This is a genomic window from Nonomuraea aridisoli, assembly GCF_003236395.1.
Classification (GTDB): domain Bacteria; phylum Actinomycetota; class Actinomycetes; order Streptosporangiales; family Streptosporangiaceae; genus Nonomuraea; species Nonomuraea aridisoli.
This window is the reverse complement of the sequence record NZ_POUD01000014.1, coordinates 1-14526: the sequence shown is the minus strand read 5'-3', so window position 1 is coordinate 14526 and position 14526 is coordinate 1. Positions and strand designations below refer to the sequence as shown.

22 protein-coding genes are annotated in these 14526 nt (G+C 71.8%); 11 read left to right on the top strand and 11 right to left on the bottom strand.

Going from position 1 to position 14526, the window contains the following annotated elements; genetic code table 11:
- Positions 1-13 precede the first annotated feature (13 nt).
- Positions 14-382, bottom strand: coding sequence for a hypothetical protein (locus tag C1J01_RS05705; protein ID WP_220039754.1), 369 nt, complete (start codon positions 380-382; stop codon positions 14-16).
- 190 nt (positions 383-572) lie between these two features.
- Positions 573-1100: a DinB family protein gene (locus C1J01_RS05700; RefSeq protein WP_111176774.1), complete on the bottom strand. Its 528-nt coding sequence runs from the start codon at positions 1098-1100 to the stop codon at positions 573-575.
- Between the two features lie 212 nt (positions 1101-1312).
- On the opposite strand from C1J01_RS05700, the gene C1J01_RS05695 reads away from it, so the two are divergent.
- The 6 genes from C1J01_RS05695 (at position 1313) to C1J01_RS05680 (ending at position 4983) form a co-directional block, all read left to right on the top strand.
- Positions 1313-1765, top strand: a complete 453-nt coding sequence (locus C1J01_RS05695) for a hypothetical protein (protein WP_111176772.1) — start codon at positions 1313-1315, stop codon at positions 1763-1765.
- Positions 1766-1816: 51 nt separating this feature from the next.
- Entirely contained in the window at positions 1817-2239 is a 423-nt protein-coding gene (locus C1J01_RS51120; RefSeq protein WP_220039753.1) for an MFS transporter, read from the top strand.
- A gap of 192 nt (positions 2240-2431) precedes the next feature.
- Complete coding sequence (locus tag C1J01_RS51115; RefSeq protein WP_220039752.1) at positions 2432-2860, top strand: MFS transporter; 429 nt, start codon at positions 2432-2434, stop codon at positions 2858-2860.
- Positions 2845-3186, top strand: coding sequence for a hypothetical protein (locus tag C1J01_RS51110; protein WP_220039751.1), 342 nt, complete (start codon positions 2845-2847; stop codon positions 3184-3186). The genes C1J01_RS51115 and C1J01_RS51110 overlap by 16 nt, the downstream gene beginning before the upstream one ends.
- Positions 3162-3725: a cysteine hydrolase family protein gene (locus tag C1J01_RS05685; RefSeq protein ID WP_111176770.1), complete on the top strand. Its 564-nt coding sequence runs from the start codon at positions 3162-3164 to the stop codon at positions 3723-3725. Before C1J01_RS51110 ends, C1J01_RS05685 begins: the two co-directional genes overlap by 25 nt.
- Before the next feature lie 40 nt (positions 3726-3765).
- Positions 3766-4983, top strand: coding sequence for a threonine synthase (locus C1J01_RS05680; protein ID WP_111176768.1), 1218 nt, complete (start codon positions 3766-3768; stop codon positions 4981-4983).
- A gap of 4 nt (positions 4984-4987) precedes the next feature.
- Here the strand turns inward: C1J01_RS05680 and C1J01_RS05675 are convergent, their stop codons facing one another.
- Complete coding sequence (locus C1J01_RS05675) at positions 4988-5335, bottom strand: DoxX family protein (protein WP_111176766.1); 348 nt, start codon at positions 5333-5335, stop codon at positions 4988-4990.
- 62 nt (positions 5336-5397) lie between these two features.
- The gene (locus tag C1J01_RS49595) at positions 5398-5544 is read right to left on the bottom strand and encodes a hypothetical protein (protein ID WP_181448587.1); all 147 of its coding nucleotides are present in this window, start codon (positions 5542-5544) and stop codon (positions 5398-5400) included.
- On the opposite strand from C1J01_RS49595, the gene C1J01_RS05670 reads away from it, so the two are divergent.
- The 4 genes from C1J01_RS05670 (at position 5543) to C1J01_RS05655 (ending at position 7869) form a co-directional block, all read left to right on the top strand.
- Positions 5543-5746, top strand: a complete 204-nt coding sequence (locus C1J01_RS05670; protein WP_111176764.1) for a hypothetical protein — start codon at positions 5543-5545, stop codon at positions 5744-5746. The genes C1J01_RS49595 and C1J01_RS05670 overlap by 2 nt on opposite strands.
- A 464-nt stretch (positions 5747-6210) precedes the next feature.
- Entirely contained in the window at positions 6211-6426 is a 216-nt protein-coding gene (locus C1J01_RS05665; RefSeq protein WP_111176762.1) for a hypothetical protein, read from the top strand.
- A 16-nt stretch (positions 6427-6442) separates the two neighbouring features.
- On the top strand, positions 6443-7672 hold the full coding sequence (locus C1J01_RS05660; protein WP_111176760.1) for a M20 family metallo-hydrolase: 1230 nt from the start codon (positions 6443-6445) through the stop codon (positions 7670-7672).
- Complete coding sequence (locus C1J01_RS05655) at positions 7672-7869, top strand: hypothetical protein (RefSeq protein WP_111176758.1); 198 nt, start codon at positions 7672-7674, stop codon at positions 7867-7869. Before C1J01_RS05660 ends, C1J01_RS05655 begins: the two co-directional genes overlap by 1 nt.
- Here C1J01_RS05655 and C1J01_RS49590 read toward each other — a convergent pair.
- The 7 genes from C1J01_RS49590 to C1J01_RS05625 all read right to left on the bottom strand — a co-directional run bounded on the left by C1J01_RS49590 (position 7866) and on the right by C1J01_RS05625 (position 14310).
- Positions 7866-8003: a hypothetical protein gene (locus tag C1J01_RS49590; RefSeq protein WP_181448586.1), complete on the bottom strand. Its 138-nt coding sequence runs from the start codon at positions 8001-8003 to the stop codon at positions 7866-7868. The two genes, C1J01_RS05655 and C1J01_RS49590, sit on opposite strands and share 4 nt — an antisense overlap.
- A gap of 8 nt (positions 8004-8011) precedes the next feature.
- Entirely contained in the window at positions 8012-9133 is a 1122-nt protein-coding gene (locus tag C1J01_RS05650; protein ID WP_181448585.1) for an epoxide hydrolase family protein, read from the bottom strand.
- The gene (locus tag C1J01_RS05645) at positions 9111-9719 is read right to left on the bottom strand and encodes a TetR/AcrR family transcriptional regulator (protein ID WP_111176756.1); all 609 of its coding nucleotides are present in this window, start codon (positions 9717-9719) and stop codon (positions 9111-9113) included. The genes C1J01_RS05650 and C1J01_RS05645 overlap by 23 nt, the downstream gene beginning before the upstream one ends.
- A 15-nt stretch (positions 9720-9734) precedes the next feature.
- On the bottom strand, positions 9735-10100 hold the full coding sequence (locus tag C1J01_RS05640; protein ID WP_111176754.1) for a hypothetical protein: 366 nt from the start codon (positions 10098-10100) through the stop codon (positions 9735-9737).
- Between the two features lie 162 nt (positions 10101-10262).
- Complete coding sequence (locus C1J01_RS05635) at positions 10263-10910, bottom strand: response regulator transcription factor (RefSeq protein ID WP_111176752.1); 648 nt, start codon at positions 10908-10910, stop codon at positions 10263-10265.
- A complete protein-coding gene (locus C1J01_RS05630; protein WP_111176744.1) occupies positions 10901-12433 on the bottom strand; it encodes a sensor histidine kinase in 1533 nt (510 codons plus the stop codon). Before C1J01_RS05630 ends, C1J01_RS05635 begins: the two co-directional genes overlap by 10 nt.
- A 257-nt stretch (positions 12434-12690) precedes the next feature.
- Positions 12691-14310, bottom strand: coding sequence for an endonuclease/exonuclease/phosphatase family protein (locus C1J01_RS05625; RefSeq protein WP_181448584.1), 1620 nt, complete (start codon positions 14308-14310; stop codon positions 12691-12693).
- A 24-nt stretch (positions 14311-14334) separates the two neighbouring features.
- Between C1J01_RS05625 and C1J01_RS05620 the strand changes: the two genes are divergently transcribed.
- Positions 14335-14526: hypothetical protein (locus C1J01_RS05620; protein WP_220039750.1), on the top strand; the 192-nt coding region annotated here is incomplete at its 3' end.

Below are 14526 nucleotides of genomic sequence, written 5' to 3'. Positions count from 1 at the left end.
GGCCGCGTGATCTTTACTTGTGCACGGTCACGCAGGTCGTGCGGCTCATGAGCGAGATCGTCTCGTTACCGCAGTTGTTGCTGTGGCCGGAGGCGTTGCGGGCGAACAGGAGGTTGGACAGCACCCCGCCGCTCGGGCCGACGTAGTCGCCGCCCTTGGCGTGGCCGTTGTGCTTGGTGACGCAGGTGCGCTCCTTCAGGATGGCCAGCTTGCCCGTGCCGCAGAGGTTGGCGTGACCGGAGGAGTTGCGCCCGGAGACGTTGGACAGCAGGCCGCCGGGGCCGCCGTCGCGGTCTCCGGAGTGGGCGCTGGCCGCGGTGATGCCGGCCGGAGCCAGCATGAGCCCCGCCGCTGCCGCGGCGATGACGGCGAACCGTCGCATGGTCTGCATTGTGCACCTCGATGAGATGGGGAGTGTGACGTCGCCGGGCGCCCAGCGCTACACATCGTAACGAGACTGCAACGCAGAGTAACGAAAATGAAAAGACCCTAATGGGCCCCACTCCCCGGCCGTCCGTCGCGCACCCCCTTCGACGCGGCCCCTGACCGGGGCCGAGCCGACTGTGCGGGCTCTAGCCCATGCTCTTGGCGCCGTCCAGGGACTCGCGGATGATGTCGGCGTGGCCGGCGTGCTGGGCGGTCTCGGCGACGATGTGCATCAGAACCCGCCGGGCCGACCACCGGGCGCCGGCCTCGAACCACGGGGCCTCGGGCAGCGGCTGGGTCGCGCCGAGGTCGGGCAGGGCGGCGACCACCTCGTCGGTCCTGCGGGCCACCTCGGCGTAGTCGTCCAGCACGCCCGCCAGGGTCTCCTCGGGCAGCAGCCGGAACCCGTCGGCCCGCCGCGCCCAGTCGGCCTCGGTCATCGAGGCGTGGTCGGGCATCGCCGACGGCCCATCCAGGATGAAGTCGACCCAGCCCCGCTCGACCTCGGCCACGTGCTTGACCAGGCCGCCGAGGCACAGCTCGCTGGCGGTGGTGCGCTGCCGGGCCTGCTCGTCGGTGAGGCCGCGGGTGGTGAAGCGGAGGAAGTGCCGGTGCTGGGCGAGCATCGCCAGCAGGTCGGCGCGCTCGTCCGTGATCAGCTCTTTGACGGTCATGGTGATGCCTTCCGTTCGTGGTGCCCGGTCAAGGACAACAATGACGGCAATCGAGGTCAGTTTCCGGCCTCGATCGGTCGAGTGTGTCGTTGTGCACGCCGACGCTGATCTGTGCGTTTGTACCCAGAACGGGAGATCGCGGCTGCCTAGATTGAGGGTCGTCCGGAGCGATCGCTTCGGAGGTTCTTCCTCAGAACTAGGGATGGGTTGTCATGTCGAAGCTTCGTAGCCTGCTCGCCGGTACGGTCCTGGCCGGCGCCGTGGTGGCCGGTGTCGCGGCGGCTCCCGCGCAGGCGGCCACCACGAGTGCGAGCACGGCGTCGTCGTTCAGCAAGCACTGGTTCGAGGGGTACTCCGGCTACGGCAGGGGTGAGTCGAGCGGCCACCGTTCCTACTACAAGGGCTTCTACTACTACGCCAACGGCCGTTACTACTTCGATGTGGACGTGTGGGACCGTGACCGCGACCGTGAGAAGACGTACGTGGACTTCTGGTACCACGACGGGCGTGGCTGGCACCAGGGCCACCGGCTGGTCACCGGCGGGCACGGCAAGTTCCGCTTCAGCTACAGCGCCCGTGGCGGGTTCGACGGTTACAAGTTCCGCATCGGCGAGGGCCAGGTCGGGCGCTACGACTGGAGCTCCTACGCCAACCGCTCCTGGTGAAGGCCACCCCCACTGTTAGTTAGCGTAACTAACAGGTCTATTGTCGCTCCCGTGCCCGTCGGTCCGAACTACAAGTGGATCGCGCTGTCCAACACCACCCTCGGCGTGCTGATCGCCACGATGGACGCCTCCATCGTGATCATCTCCCTGCCAGCGATCTTCCGCGGCATCGGGCTCGACCCGCTCGCGCCCGGCAACATCGGCTACCTGCTCTGGATGATCCTCGGCTACCTGCTGGTCTCGGCCGTGCTCGTCGTCGTGCTCGGCCGGCTCGGCGACATGTTCGGCCGGGTCAGGATCTACAACCTGGGCTTCCTCATCTTCGCCTGCGCGTCGGTCGCGCTGTCGCTCGACCCGTTCAGCGCGGCATGGCCCTCGGCATCAACCAGATCACCGCGCTGGCCGGGCAGTTTCTCGGCCTGCTGGCGGGCGGGCTGCTGGCCGTCATCGACTGGCGGGCGGTGTTCTGGGTGAGCGTGCCGATCAGCGTGGTGGGCACGATCTGGTCGTACCGCAGCCTGCGCGCAACGGCCTCCGGGCGACGCGGCCGGATCGACTGGCTGGGCAACGTCACGTTCGCGGCCGGCGCGGGCATCCTGCTGGCGGGCATCACGTACGGCATCCAGCCCTACGGCGGCGGCGCCACCGGCTGGGGGCAACCCCAAGGTGCTCGCCGGGCTCATCGGCGGTGTCGTCCTGCTGGGGCTGTTCTGCCTGATCGAGACCAGGGTCAAGGAGCCGATGTTCCGGCTCTCGTTGTTCCGCGTCCAGGCGTTCGCGATGGGCAATCTCGCGGCGCTGCTGACCGCGATCGCGCGCGGCGGCCTGCAGTTCATGCTGATCATGTGGTTGCAGGGCGTCTGGCTGCCCCTGCACGGCTACGCCTTCGAGGACACGCCGCTGTGGGCCGGCATCTTCATGTTGCCGCTGACCGTCGGGTTCCTCGTCGCCGGGCCGATCTCGGGGTACATGTCCGACCGGTTCGGCGCCCGGCTGTTCTCCACGACCGGGCTGATCGTGATGGCGGGGGCCTTCGTCGGCCTGCTGCTGCCGGTGAACTTCTCGTATCCGGCGTCGGCGTGTTCTTCTCGCTGATGATCTCCGGGCTGGCCTCGTCGCTGCCGCCGGTGAGCACGCTCTTCGCCACCTTCCTCGGCGAGAACCCGATCCAGCACCTGCTCGGCCCCACGCTCGCCCACCTGTCGGCCGTGCAGCGCGACACGCTGACCGGCTTCGGCTTCTCCCCCGGCCTGGTCTCCGGGCCGTTCCACCATGGCCTGGCGATCGTCTTCGGCGTGGCCACGGCCATGGCCCTGATCTCCGCGGTGGCCTCGGCGCTGCGGGGACGCCACCAGCGGACGGACGAGCCGCCCCTCCCTACCGCGAAAGGACGACAATGGCGAAGAGCGCCTTCCTCGTGATGGACGTGCAGCGCACGATCGTCGAACGCTTCGGCGACGACCCCGGCTACCTGCCGAGGCTGCGCCGCGCGATCGACGCGGCCCGTGCCGCCGGGATCCCGGTGATCTACGTGGTCGTCGGGTTCCGTCCGGGCTACCCGGAGATCAGCCCGCGCAACAAGACGTTCGGCCAGATCGCCGCGCGGGCCTCGGCGGGCGGCGGGTTCACCGACGAGCGGGCCACCGAGGTGCACCCGGACGTGGCGCCGCGCCCCGAGGACGTGATCGTGACGAAGAAGCGCGTCAGCGCCTTCGCCGGCAGCGACCTCGACATGGTGCTGCGCGCCGCCGGGATCGACTCCCTGGTGCTGACCGGGATCGCGACCAGCGGCGTGGTGCTGTCGACGCTGCGCCAGGCCGCCGACCTCGACTTCGCGCTGACCGTGCTGGCGGACGGCTGCCTGGATAGCGACGCCGAGGTGCACCGCGTGCTCACCGAGAAGGTGTTCCCCCGGCAGGCGGACGTCGTCACGATCGACGAGTGGATCAAGACGGCCTAAGTCGTACTCTTGGCCCTTAACAGCGACAAGGGGAGTATGCGTGAGTTTCAGCCACCTGTCCCATCTGGAGTGCGGCCGGTGCGGGGCCCGGCACGACAGCGAACGTCCGCAGAACCTCTGCGTGAAGTGCGGCTCGCCGCTGCTGGCCCGCTACGACCTGGCGGCCGTCCGGTCCTCCGTACGGCCCGAGGAGATCGCGGGACGCGCCCCCGACCTGTGGCGTTACCACGAGCTCCTGCCGGTGCGCAGCCCCGAGTCGGTGGTCACCCTCGGCGAGGGCATGACTCCGCTGCTCCCCATGGCGAGGTACGGCGCCCGCATCGGCCTGCCGCGCCTGCTGATGAAGGACGAAGGGCTGATCCCGACCGGCTCCTTCAAGGCGCGCGGCGCCGCGGTCGGCGTGTCGCGCGCGGCCGAGCTCGGCGTCGAACGCCTGGCGATGCCGACCAACGGCAACGCGGGAGCCGCCTGGGCGCTCTACGGCGCGCGGGCGGGCCTGGCCGCCACGGTCGTCATGCCGGTGGACGCCCCCGAGATCACCCGGCGGGAGTGCGTGGCGTCGGGCACGGACCTCTACCTGGTCGACGGCCTGATCAGCGACGCCGGGCGGATCGTCGGCGAGCTGGTCGCGGCCTCCGGCGGCAAGGTCTTCGACACCTCGACGCTGAAGGAGCCGTACCGCATCGAGGGCAAGAAGACCATGGGCATCGAGATCGCCGAGCAGCTCGGCTGGCGCACGCCCGACGTGATCCTCTACCCGACCGGCGGGGGAGTGGGCCTGATCGGCATCCACAAGGCCCTGGCCGAGCTGCGGGAGCTGGGCTGGATCTCGGGTCCGCCGCCGCGGCTGGTCGCGGTGCAGGCCGAGGGGTGCGCGCCGATCGTCCGCGCGTTCGAGCAGGGCGAACGGGAGAGCAGCTACTGGGAGGGCGCGAACACGGTGGCGTTCGGCATCAACGTCCCGAAGCCGCTCGGCGACTTCCTCATCCTGGAGGCGCTGGCCGAGACGTCGGGCACCGCGGTGACGGTCACCGACGAGGAACTGCTGGCCGAGCTGCGGCAGGTCGCGGCCCTGGAGGGCACGTACGTCTGCCCGGAGGGCGCGGCCGCCTTCGCCGCCGCCCGCAAGCTGCGCGAGACGGGCTGGATCGGCGAGGACGAGCAGGTCGTCGTGCTGAACACCGGAGCCGGCGTGAAGTACCCGCAGACGGTCCCGGTGGACGCCCCGGTCCTGGCGGTGGACGCCCACCTCGTCTGACCCGCTAGTGGTAGGCCAGGTTCACGGCCAGAGCGGCCACCGCCAGGGAGAAGAACACGGCCCACATCCCCAGGTGGTGGTCGCGGACCCGCATGTGAGCGCCGAACGCCACGACGAAGTACACCACGAGACCGGCGGCGGCGAGCGTCCCCAGCACCGGCACGGCGAACCCCGCAAGCAGCCCCAACGAGCCCGCCGCGAGCAGGGTGCCGAAGGGAAGCGTGCACCATCGCGGTATGCGCATCTTGTCCGCCTGCCGCCGGGGATGGTGGTGGCCGGTCAGGTTGGCGACGGCCGCCATCCCGATGACCGCCGAGGCGAGAATGGTGACCGTGACGTAGACCGCGAACACGCGAGCCCTCCTTGTCCGTGGGACCTACGTCATGGACGACGGAGACACCCCCGGACGTGACGTCATCGAGGTTCGCTGCTCGGCGTCCCCAGCGGGTGTACGTTGACGGCTCGGGAGATGCGGAGGTGGAGGGCGAAGAGGCGGTCGACGGCGCCGCCGGCCGCCACCGGGTTGCCGGCTTCGATGGCGTCGAGGATCTCCTCGTGCATGCCGACCATCACCCTGCGGCCGATGATGCGGTACCTCGGCGATCGCCGCGTCGGTGTGGCGGTGCTCGGCGGCGAGCATGGCCGCCTGGCGTTCGAGGGCGTGCCGTACCTGGTGCAGGTCGGGGAGGGTGAGCCGGCCGGTGCGCAGGAGCAGGTCGAGGGTGAACGCAGGCCGTCGGGGCTGATGCCCTCCTCCCGGTAGGTGCCGGAGCGCGTTCCTGCTGACGTTCGGCTGGGCGGCCATGTCGCGCTCGTTCGGGAGCCGCTCCCCGGGCTTCAGGCCGGCGACGAGCTTCAGGAGCGCCGAGGAGATCTTGTCGTCGAAGCGGCTGCTGGGCGGGGCCGCGTGTGGTGGGTCGTCATCCTGTGGAGCCGATGCCGCTGACTGGATGGGCAGGCTAACGACCTCCCGGACGTCGGGACGGCCCAGTGAACCCCAGGGGGATCGTCGGGCCGCCGGCTGATCAGTGTGCGGGCGGACCTGGTCGGTGGTCGCGGCCACGCGGGCGGCACCGAGGGCGAAACGACCAAGATCGTGGCCATCGCCGTGAAACTTCTGAAGAATAAGGGCGATGCGGGTTGTATGTCGGATCTGTCCGTTAACGAGGAATTGGCACATGACTCGAACCTGCGACTAGCCAGAACGGTGCTACCAATGTTGGTCGCATGGCGCACGACCAGACCTCGGGGGTAACCCGTCATGGAGAAGGCCTCGACCCGTCGTTCGTCAACCCGTACCTCGGTTCGCAGGGGCTCGTCCTGCTCGGTCACGGCGTGACGGCCGGGCAGACCGTCGAGGCCCTGCTCGACTTCGACCCCGAGCCCGCACCGCGCCAGATCGACGCCGAGTCGCAGCGGGCCATCGGCATCCTGCAGGACTGACCAGACGGGAGACAGCGTGAACATCGACATCGATCCGCAGAAGATGGCCCGGTACGTCGAGGAGCTCGGCAGGCTCGGCGAGCTGCCCGACGGCGGCATGGCCCGCTTCCAGTACGACGTCGCCTGGGCCCAGGCGCAGGACCTCGTGGCCGGCTGGATGCGCGAGGCCGGGCTGCGGGTGCGCCGCGACGCCGTCGGCAACGTCTTCGGCCGCCTGCCCGGCGCCGACGACAGCGCGACCATCCTCACCGGCAGCCACATCGACACGGTCCCCGAAGGCGGCAAGTACGACGGAGCGCTCGGCGTGCTGGCCGGCCTGGCGGCGCTCGAAGCCCTGGCCGCTCTGGGCGAGCGGCCCAGGACGTCGCTCGAGGTCGTCTCGTTGTGCGAGGAGGAGAGCAGCCGCTACCAGGCCAACTTCTTCGGCTCCCGGGCCATGCTCGGCCTCGTCGGTCCCGACGAGCCCGCCACGCTCAAGGACGCCGACGGCGTCTCGATGGCCGAGGCGATGACCGCGGTCGGCCTCGACCCCTCGGCCGTGGCCACCGCCAAGAGGGACGACGTCGCCGCGTTCGTCGAGCTGCACATCGAGCAGGGCAAGGTGCTGGAAACCGCCGGCACGGACGTCGGCATCGTCGAGGTGATCACCGGGCTGGTCTGGGAGGAGATCGTCGTCACCGGACGCCAGGACCACGCCGGCGGCACCCCGATGGACGCGCGCCTGGACGCCGTGCAGGCCGCCGCCGAGATCAGCACCGCGATCACCCGGCACGTCGCCGAGACCGACAAGGCCGGCCGGGTGACCTTCGGCCGCTGGGACGTGCGCCCCGGCTGGCCCAGCATCGTCCCCGGCGAGGTCGTCCTCTCCATGGACCTGCGCCACACCGTCGCCGAGGACCTGAAGGCCCGCGCCGACGAGGTCCATCGGATCGCCGCGACCATCGCGGCGCGCCGCGGCGTCGAGATCACCTTCGAACGCCTCAAGGACGAGACCCCCACCGTCATGGACACGCGCCTGCGGGAGGCGCTCACCCAGGCGGCGGCCGACTGCGGGGCGACGTCGATGGACCTGCCCAGCGGCGCCGGCCACGACAGCCAGCTCATGGGCGAGCACGTCCCGACCGCGATGCTCTTCGTCCCCAGCGTCGAGGGACGCTCCCACTGCAAGGAGGAGTACACCCACCCGGAGGACTGCGTACGCGGCGCCTCCGTCCTGGCCACGGCCCTGCACCGGATGGCCTTCTGATGCGCGGCGTGGTGCGCGGCGGCAGCGTCTTCGACGGCACCGGCATGACCGTGCTGTTCGACTGCCACGTCCACACGACCCTGGACGGCCCCAGCGCGCTCGACCAGGTCGAGCGGCCGTTCTCCTACCAGTTCTGCGTCGCCGCGAGAAACCTCGGGCTCGTGCTGGGCGGCGGCGTCACGACCGTGCTCGCCTAGGCGGCGCTGTCCATCGGACGTACGGAGGTCGAGGTCTTCAAGCGCTCCGGCTGGAAGCTCGTCATCGTCGCGGTCCTGGTCTTCTTCGGGACGTTCATCGGCTCCGCGATCGTCAGCGAGATCACCCTCAGCATCCAGGGGATCATCGGACGGCGCGGAAGAACTCGGTGATGTCGTGCACGAGGAGCTCCGGCTCCTCGTGGGCGGCGAAGTGGCCGCCGCGCGGCATGCGGGTGTACCTGGTGATGTTGTGGGTGCGCTCGGCCCAGCTGCGCGGCGGCAGCGTGAGGTCGGCGGGGAACAGCGCGAGCGCGGTGGGGACGTCCACCCGCTCGACGCGCCTGGTGAGCCGCCGCGCGTACTCGTAGTACGGCCTGAAGGAGGTCGAGACGGTCCCGGTGAACCAGTAGAGCGACGCCTGGGTCAGCATGAAGTCGTCGCTGAAGCGGGACGACAGGTCGCCGCCGCTGTCGCTCCACGCACGGTACTTCTCCACGATCCAGGCGAGCAGCCCGGCCGGTGAGTCGGACAGGCCGTAGCTCAGGGTGAGGGGGCGGGTGCCCTGCTCGTGCTGGTAGCCGCCCTCCTCCCGGTTCCACGTCGCGACGGAGTCGAGGTAGGCCCGTTCCTCCGGGGTGAGGCTGTCGGGGTCGTACTCGGCCGGGCCGGCGACCGCCAGCAGGTGGATGCCGGCCAGCGCCTCGGGGTGGGCCTCGGCGAGGCGTGAGGTGATGCCGGCGCCCAGGTCGCCGCCGTGGGCGGCGTACCGGTCGAAGCCGAGCTCGTCGTGCATGAGGCGGTGCCAGAGCTCGTGGGTCTGCGGCGTTCCGGTGAGCGAGGGCCGCTGCGGCGAGAAGGCGAAGCCGGGCAGCGAGGGCACGATCACCGTGAACGCGTCGGCGGGGTCGCCCCCGTGTCGCGACGGATGGGCCAGCCGCTCGGCGAGACCGGTCAGTTCGAGGAACGAGCTGGGCCACCCGTGGGTGACGACGATCGGCAGCGCGCCGGGGCGTTCAGCGTCGTAGCGCAGGTAGTGGACGGGGGTACCGTCGATGTCGGCGAAATGGGACGGCAGGGCGTTGACGGCGGCCTCGTGCGCACGCCAGTCGTAGCCGGAGGCCCAGTACGCGACCAGGCGTCGCAGCTCGCCGAGCTCGGCGCCGGCCGCCCACCCGCTGAGGGGCCAGGCGGCCGGCCAGCGGGTGGCGCGCAGTCGTGACCGCAGCTCCTCCAGCTCTTCGTCAGATACCGCGAGCACGGGCATGGCGATCTCCTTCCAGGTGCGCCGGGCCGAGGGTCTGGACGATCGCGGCCCGGGTCGCCTCGCGCGACTCCGGCTCGGCCGCCAGCAGGGCGTGCATGATCATGCCTTCGAGCAGGGCGTCCAGGCGCGCGGCGGTGTCGGGGCCGGTGAACCGGGCGAGGACGGCCCGGCTCTGCCACGTCCACGCCTGCGTCAGGACGCGCAGGCCGGGGTCGCGCAGCGCCGCCAGGTGCAGCTCGAAGCCGAGGACCGCGCTGCGGTGCCGGGCGGGGCCGCCGCAGACGAGGTCGACCACGACCTCGACGAACTGCTCGGGCGTCGCCACGTCCTCGAAGAGCTTCTCGAAGGTCGCGGACTGCAGCTCGACGTACCGGGCGAACGCCTGCGCCAGCAGGTCGGCCAGGCTCGCGAAGTGGTAGGTGACCGAGCCGAGCGGCACGTCGGCGCGCGCGGCGATGGTGCGGTGCGTCGTCCCGGCCGTGCCGTGCTCGGCGATGACGTCGAGGGCGGCGTCCAGGATGCGCGTCCTGCGCTCGGGGTCGTAACGCCGCCCCCGCCGCGCACCACCTGCTCCGGTCCCTCCCATGCGTACAAATGTACACTAGTTAGGAACAGATGTACGCAGCGACCGTCCCGGCCGGTCCGGCGCGAGCGACCTGGTGAGCAGGGCCGCCATGAGCACGGAGACGAGCACCAGGGCCAGGTTCGGCCAGGCGAAGGCGCCGCGTACCACGTAGCTGAAGATCGAGACCGTGATGACCCCCGCCGACCAGCCGAAAGCGAAGATCAGCCCGGCGTGGGCGAACCGGCGCGGCAGGGCCGCGGCCGCCGCGAGGAACACGGCGACGGCCACATCGGGCCACAGGAACATGTTGGCCGGGCGGTGGGCTCCGTCGACGGCCAGGTACCCGGCCATGATCAGACTCATGACGGCGGCGACGGATCGGGCCACGGTGACGACGTTCACGGGGAGGGTTCCTCTCATCACGGGAGGCCGCCAGGGGCGGGCCTGTCTCACGGGACGAGTGTGCGGGCGCGCTCACGTGGCCGGAAGCGAGCAGGCTCCCACCCGCGGGCGTGCCACCCGCACGCGGGTGGTGCGGCTACCCGCACCCGGCGCCGGCCGCGTTCAGGCGTTCAGGTAGCGCAGGACGGCCAGCACGCGCCGGTGGTCGTCGGCCCGCGCGGGCAGGCCGAGCTTGGCGAAGATGCTGGTGCAGTGCTTCTCCACGGTGCGTTCGGCGATGACGAGCCGCTCGGCGATGGCCTGGTTCGTCCGGCCCTCAGCCATCAGCGCCAGCACGGCGCGTTCCCGGTCGGTCAGGGTGTGCAGGGAGTCGCCCTCGTGCGCGCGCCGCCCCACGAGCTGGTCCACGACGATCGGATCGAACGCCGACCCGCCCCTGCCCACCTGGCGTACCGCCGCGGCGAACTCGGCCAGGTCCGACACCCGGTCTTTCAGCAGGTAGCCGAGCCCGCGGGCGCCGCCGCCGAGCAGCTCGACGGTGTAGCTGACGCGTACGTACTGCGACAGCACCAGCACGCCCGTGGACGGGTGGGCGCGGCGGATCTCCTGGGCCGCGCGCAGCCCCTCGTCGGTCCGCGTGGGCGGCAGGCGGATGTCCACCACCGCCACGTCGGGTCGGCGCGCCGCCACCTCCTCCAGCAGCGCCGACGCGTCCTCGACCGTCGCGACGACCTCGAACCCCGCCTCGCCGAGCAGCCGCGCGACGCCCTCCCGCAGCAGCGTGTTGTCCTCCGCGATCACTACGCGCACGGCAGCATCGCCTCGATCCTGGTGCCCTGACCGGGCAGGCTGCGCACGCGCAGGCTCCCTCCGTTGGTCTCGACGCGCCCGGCGAGCCCGCGCAGGCCCGACCCGCGCTCGGGGTCGGCTCCGCCGCGCCCGTTGTCGCTGACCGCCACCGACAGCCGCCCGCCGGCCCGGCTGATGCTGACCGACGCCCGGTCGGCCGCGGCGTGCTTGGCGAGGTTCGCCAGGGCCTCCGCCACCACGTAGTACGCGGTGGTCTCCACCTCCACAGGCAGCTCGCCGGCGACGTCGGACGAGATCGCCACCGGCACCGGCGCCACGGCGGCCAGCTCCTGCACCGCGCCCACCAGGCCGCGCTCGGTGAGGATCGGCGGGTGGATGCCCTGGGCGAGCGCGCGTACCTCGTCGAGCGCGGCGAACGCGGTCTCTCTGGCCTCGCCGATCAGCGGACGCACCCGCTCAGGGCCCGACGTCAGCGCGGCCTCGGCCAGGCTGAGCGTCAGCGGGATCGCCAGCAACCGCTGCTGGACGCCGTCGTGCAGGTCGCGCTCCAGCCGGCGGCGCTCCGCCTCGGCGGCACGCACCACCTGGGCCCGGGAGTCGGCGAGCTGGCGCAGGCGCACCCGCAGCTCGGCGGTCAGGCGCTCGTTCTCCAAGGCGAGTGACGCGGCGGCGCACGCGGCCTGAATCAGCTCGGGGTTGTCCAGCAGGGCCGGATCATGAGCGAGCACGGCGAGCGGGCCGTCCCTGTCGACCTCGGTCACCACCTGGCCCGGCTCCGGCAGCACGGGACGTCCGCCGACGTCGAGGTACCCCTCCGACTCCGGCACCCAGTAGCCCACCCGCAGCGTCGGGTCGTGCAGCGTCTCGGCCAGCGCGGTCTGGAGCGTGGCCGGGTGCGGCTCCCCGCTCAGCCGCACCACCAGCCCGGCGACCCCGCCCCTGTCCATCCGGCGTCGCACCAGACTCCAGAGGAACGCCAGCCCGACCGCGGCGAAGGCCACCTGGACGGCCAGGGCGAGCACCGGGGCCGAACCGCCCGCGACCGCGACCGGTTTCCACACCACGAACAGCGCCGTCGCCACCACCGCGGCCACCAGCACCGGCGTCAGCAGGCGGCGCCGCGCCACGCTGCTGCCGCGCAGCCGCCGCGCCTGCAGGACGATCACGCTCACGCCGACGAACACGAGGACCGCCGTCCCCACGTCCCTGATCACCGCGCACGCCCCCGGCCCGGCGAGGTGCCGCAGGCCCATGACCACCACGCACGCGTAGCCCAGGGCCACCACCGCCCGGGACGTCCGGCTGCCCAGCCTGCCGCCGGGAAAGGCCATGACGAGATGGGCCAGCAACGCCGGCCAGGCCCCCACGGTCACCGCGGCGACCTCGGGGGGCACGGGCAGCGGCACCTGGTAGAGCGTCCAGAGCACGCCCTCCGCCGCCAGCAGGAACCCGAGCCGGCCGGATCGCGACCGCCACGCCACCAGACCCGCGACGACGAAACCGGCTCCGGCGACGATCGACACCAGCGCGTACGGGTCAGGAGCGTCGATCAGCGACCGTCCTCTCTCGGAAAGTTGCCTACCTCAACACTACGCGGGCCCTCCGCGCCCCGCCCGGCGACGATCACGCGGGCGGCCGCGTGGACCCAGGTCAGGTTGGGCGGCGGCGTCGTCGCGGATCGCTGAACCCCGCGTGCAGGCCGGGCAGGTCGATCCCTTCGATGCGCCGCCGATCGCGTCGTGATCCATGTGCATCGATCCGCGACCTTCACGGAAGAGCCCTACGGGGCGGCGACGGTGAACCTCGCGGTCGCCGCGACGGTGTAGCCGTCGTCCAGCAGCAGGTGCACGGCGTACGCGCCCGGCGGCAGCGGCCAGGTGGTGCCCTGCGAGCCGGCTCCGAGGGTGCTGGTGCCGCTGGCCAGGCCGGAGACGTAGGCCCAGCGCAGCGACCCCGGGCTGCCGTCGGGCACCTCGGCGGCGGGGTAGACGCCGAGCCAGTCCAGCGCGCCGCCGGGGGCGTTGCCGAAGGTCACGGTGATCGGCTCGCCGGGGGCGTAGGACGACTTGTCGGTCCGCACCCACGGCTGGGCCGCCGGGTCCAGCACGGTGAACGGCGCCGACACGATGGTCGCGTCGCGGCCGGTGGTCATCAGCCACGCGACCCACTCGCCCGGCTCCAGGCCGGAGGTGTCGAAGCCGACCTTCCCGCCGGGGGAGAACTCCTTGGGCCGCTCCCGGGTGCCGGAGGCCAGGTAGGCCCAGTCGGCCAGGCGGCACCACGCGGGCCGGTCCGACGAGATGCAGGCGATGTCGCGCCGGGTCGGCTCGTAACCGGCGGGGAAGAGCCCGACCCAGTCGGCGGCATGCCGCGCGCCGTACCCCTCGAGCTCCAGGCGCTCGCCCCGCGCCACCGTGGCGTCGGCGGCGGTCAGCGTCGCGGGCCGCGGCGCGGGCGTCACCTCGAACGTCGAGGCGACCGCCCGGTGGTCCGACGGCCACGGCTCGACCACGATGTCGGTGTGCGGGCCGTTGAAGTCGCCGGGCAGGGGAGCGGGCGACGGCTTCTCGCCGACCACGTCGCTCCTGAGCGTCTTCGCCGGGCCGGCGGCGTACACGAAGTCGATGCGGTCGTGGACCTCGTCCGCGGGCATCGACGGCGGCGGGTAGCCGGGCGTCCACGTGTAGCCGGGGTCGGCGATCGGGTCCGGCCGCGCCTCCCGGTAGCTGTCGCGGAAGCCGAGGTCGCCGAGCCGCTTCGACACCGGCCACGCCACGGCCTCGTCGTACGGGCGCGGCGTGGCGGCGGCCACCTTCGCCGTCCAGTCCAGGTGCGAGGGAACGTTGAAGTCACCGGTCAGGAAGACGGGCACCCCGGCCTCGGCCAGGGCGGGCAGCGAGGTGAACCGGCCCGCCATCGCGTTCATGTGGATCGTGTTCTCGTTCGCGAGCACGGAGGACAGGCTCGCGCCGTCGCGCAGGTCGTACGGACCGTACGGGTAGGCCTGTAGGTGGACGTTGCTGACGGCCACCACCCGGCCGGGCGAGACCTCGACGTAGACGAAGTCTCCGCCCTGGCGCGGGACGATGATCGGGTAGCGGCTGATGATGCTCATCGGCTCGTACACGTGGTCCCAGCCGAGCGCTTCGGCGACCCGGCCCAGGTTGGCGTCCGTCTCCTGCATGCCGACGACGTCGGCATGCGCCGCCTCGATCGCGGCCGGCACCTTGCCGAAATCGACCCGGCCGCCGCCGGTCCAGATGTTGAACGTCATCACGGTCAGCTCGACCGGCTCGTCTCGCTTGCCGTCGCCGGCGTACGCCGCGGGTGTCATCACTCCGAGGAGCACGGCGAGCGAGCCCGCCGCGAGCATCCACTTCCCCATTCCGTTTCGTCGCACAGCCGCAAACCCAAGCACCCCGCGGTGGACTACGGCGTGGCCGCGGGTGACGGGACACCGACCACGACACGAACGAACGGCGACCTGTCCGGCGCGCCGGGCGATGCGTCACTGCGCTGGTGGGGGCCGGACGGTCCCACGGGCGAGCACCGGCTGCCGGTGTACGTGCTCACCCACCGCCAGTCGCACCCGCCGCCCGCCGACGGGGTCCCCACC

Coding starts and splice junctions, on each gene's coding strand:
- C1J01_RS05655 (WP_111176758.1), top strand. CDS start 7,672: ATGCGCGGCGTGGTGCGCGGCGGCAGCGTCTTCGACGGCACCGGCATG.
- C1J01_RS05670 (WP_111176764.1), top strand. CDS start 5,543: ATGCCGACCATCACCCTGCGGCCGATGATGCGGTACCTCGGCGATCGC.
- C1J01_RS49590 (WP_181448586.1), bottom strand. CDS start 8,003: ATGCTGAGGGTGATCTCGCTGACGATCGCGGAGCCGATGAACGTCCCG.
- C1J01_RS05645 (WP_111176756.1), bottom strand. CDS start 9,719: ATGGGAGGGACCGGAGCAGGTGGTGCGCGGCGGGGGCGGCGTTACGAC.
- C1J01_RS05685 (WP_111176770.1), top strand. CDS start 3,162: ATGGCGAAGAGCGCCTTCCTCGTGATGGACGTGCAGCGCACGATCGTC.
- C1J01_RS05705 (WP_220039754.1), bottom strand. CDS start 382: ATGCGACGGTTCGCCGTCATCGCCGCGGCAGCGGCGGGGCTCATGCTG.
- C1J01_RS49595 (WP_181448587.1), bottom strand. CDS start 5,544: ATGCACGAGGAGATCCTCGACGCCATCGAAGCCGGCAACCCGGTGGCG.
- C1J01_RS05700 (WP_111176774.1), bottom strand. CDS start 1,100: ATGACCGTCAAAGAGCTGATCACGGACGAGCGCGCCGACCTGCTGGCG.
- C1J01_RS05650 (WP_181448585.1), bottom strand. CDS start 9,133: ATGCCCGTGCTCGCGGTATCTGACGAAGAGCTGGAGGAGCTGCGGTCA.
- C1J01_RS05695 (WP_111176772.1), top strand. CDS start 1,313: ATGTCGAAGCTTCGTAGCCTGCTCGCCGGTACGGTCCTGGCCGGCGCC.
- C1J01_RS05665 (WP_111176762.1), top strand. CDS start 6,211: ATGGCGCACGACCAGACCTCGGGGGTAACCCGTCATGGAGAAGGCCTC.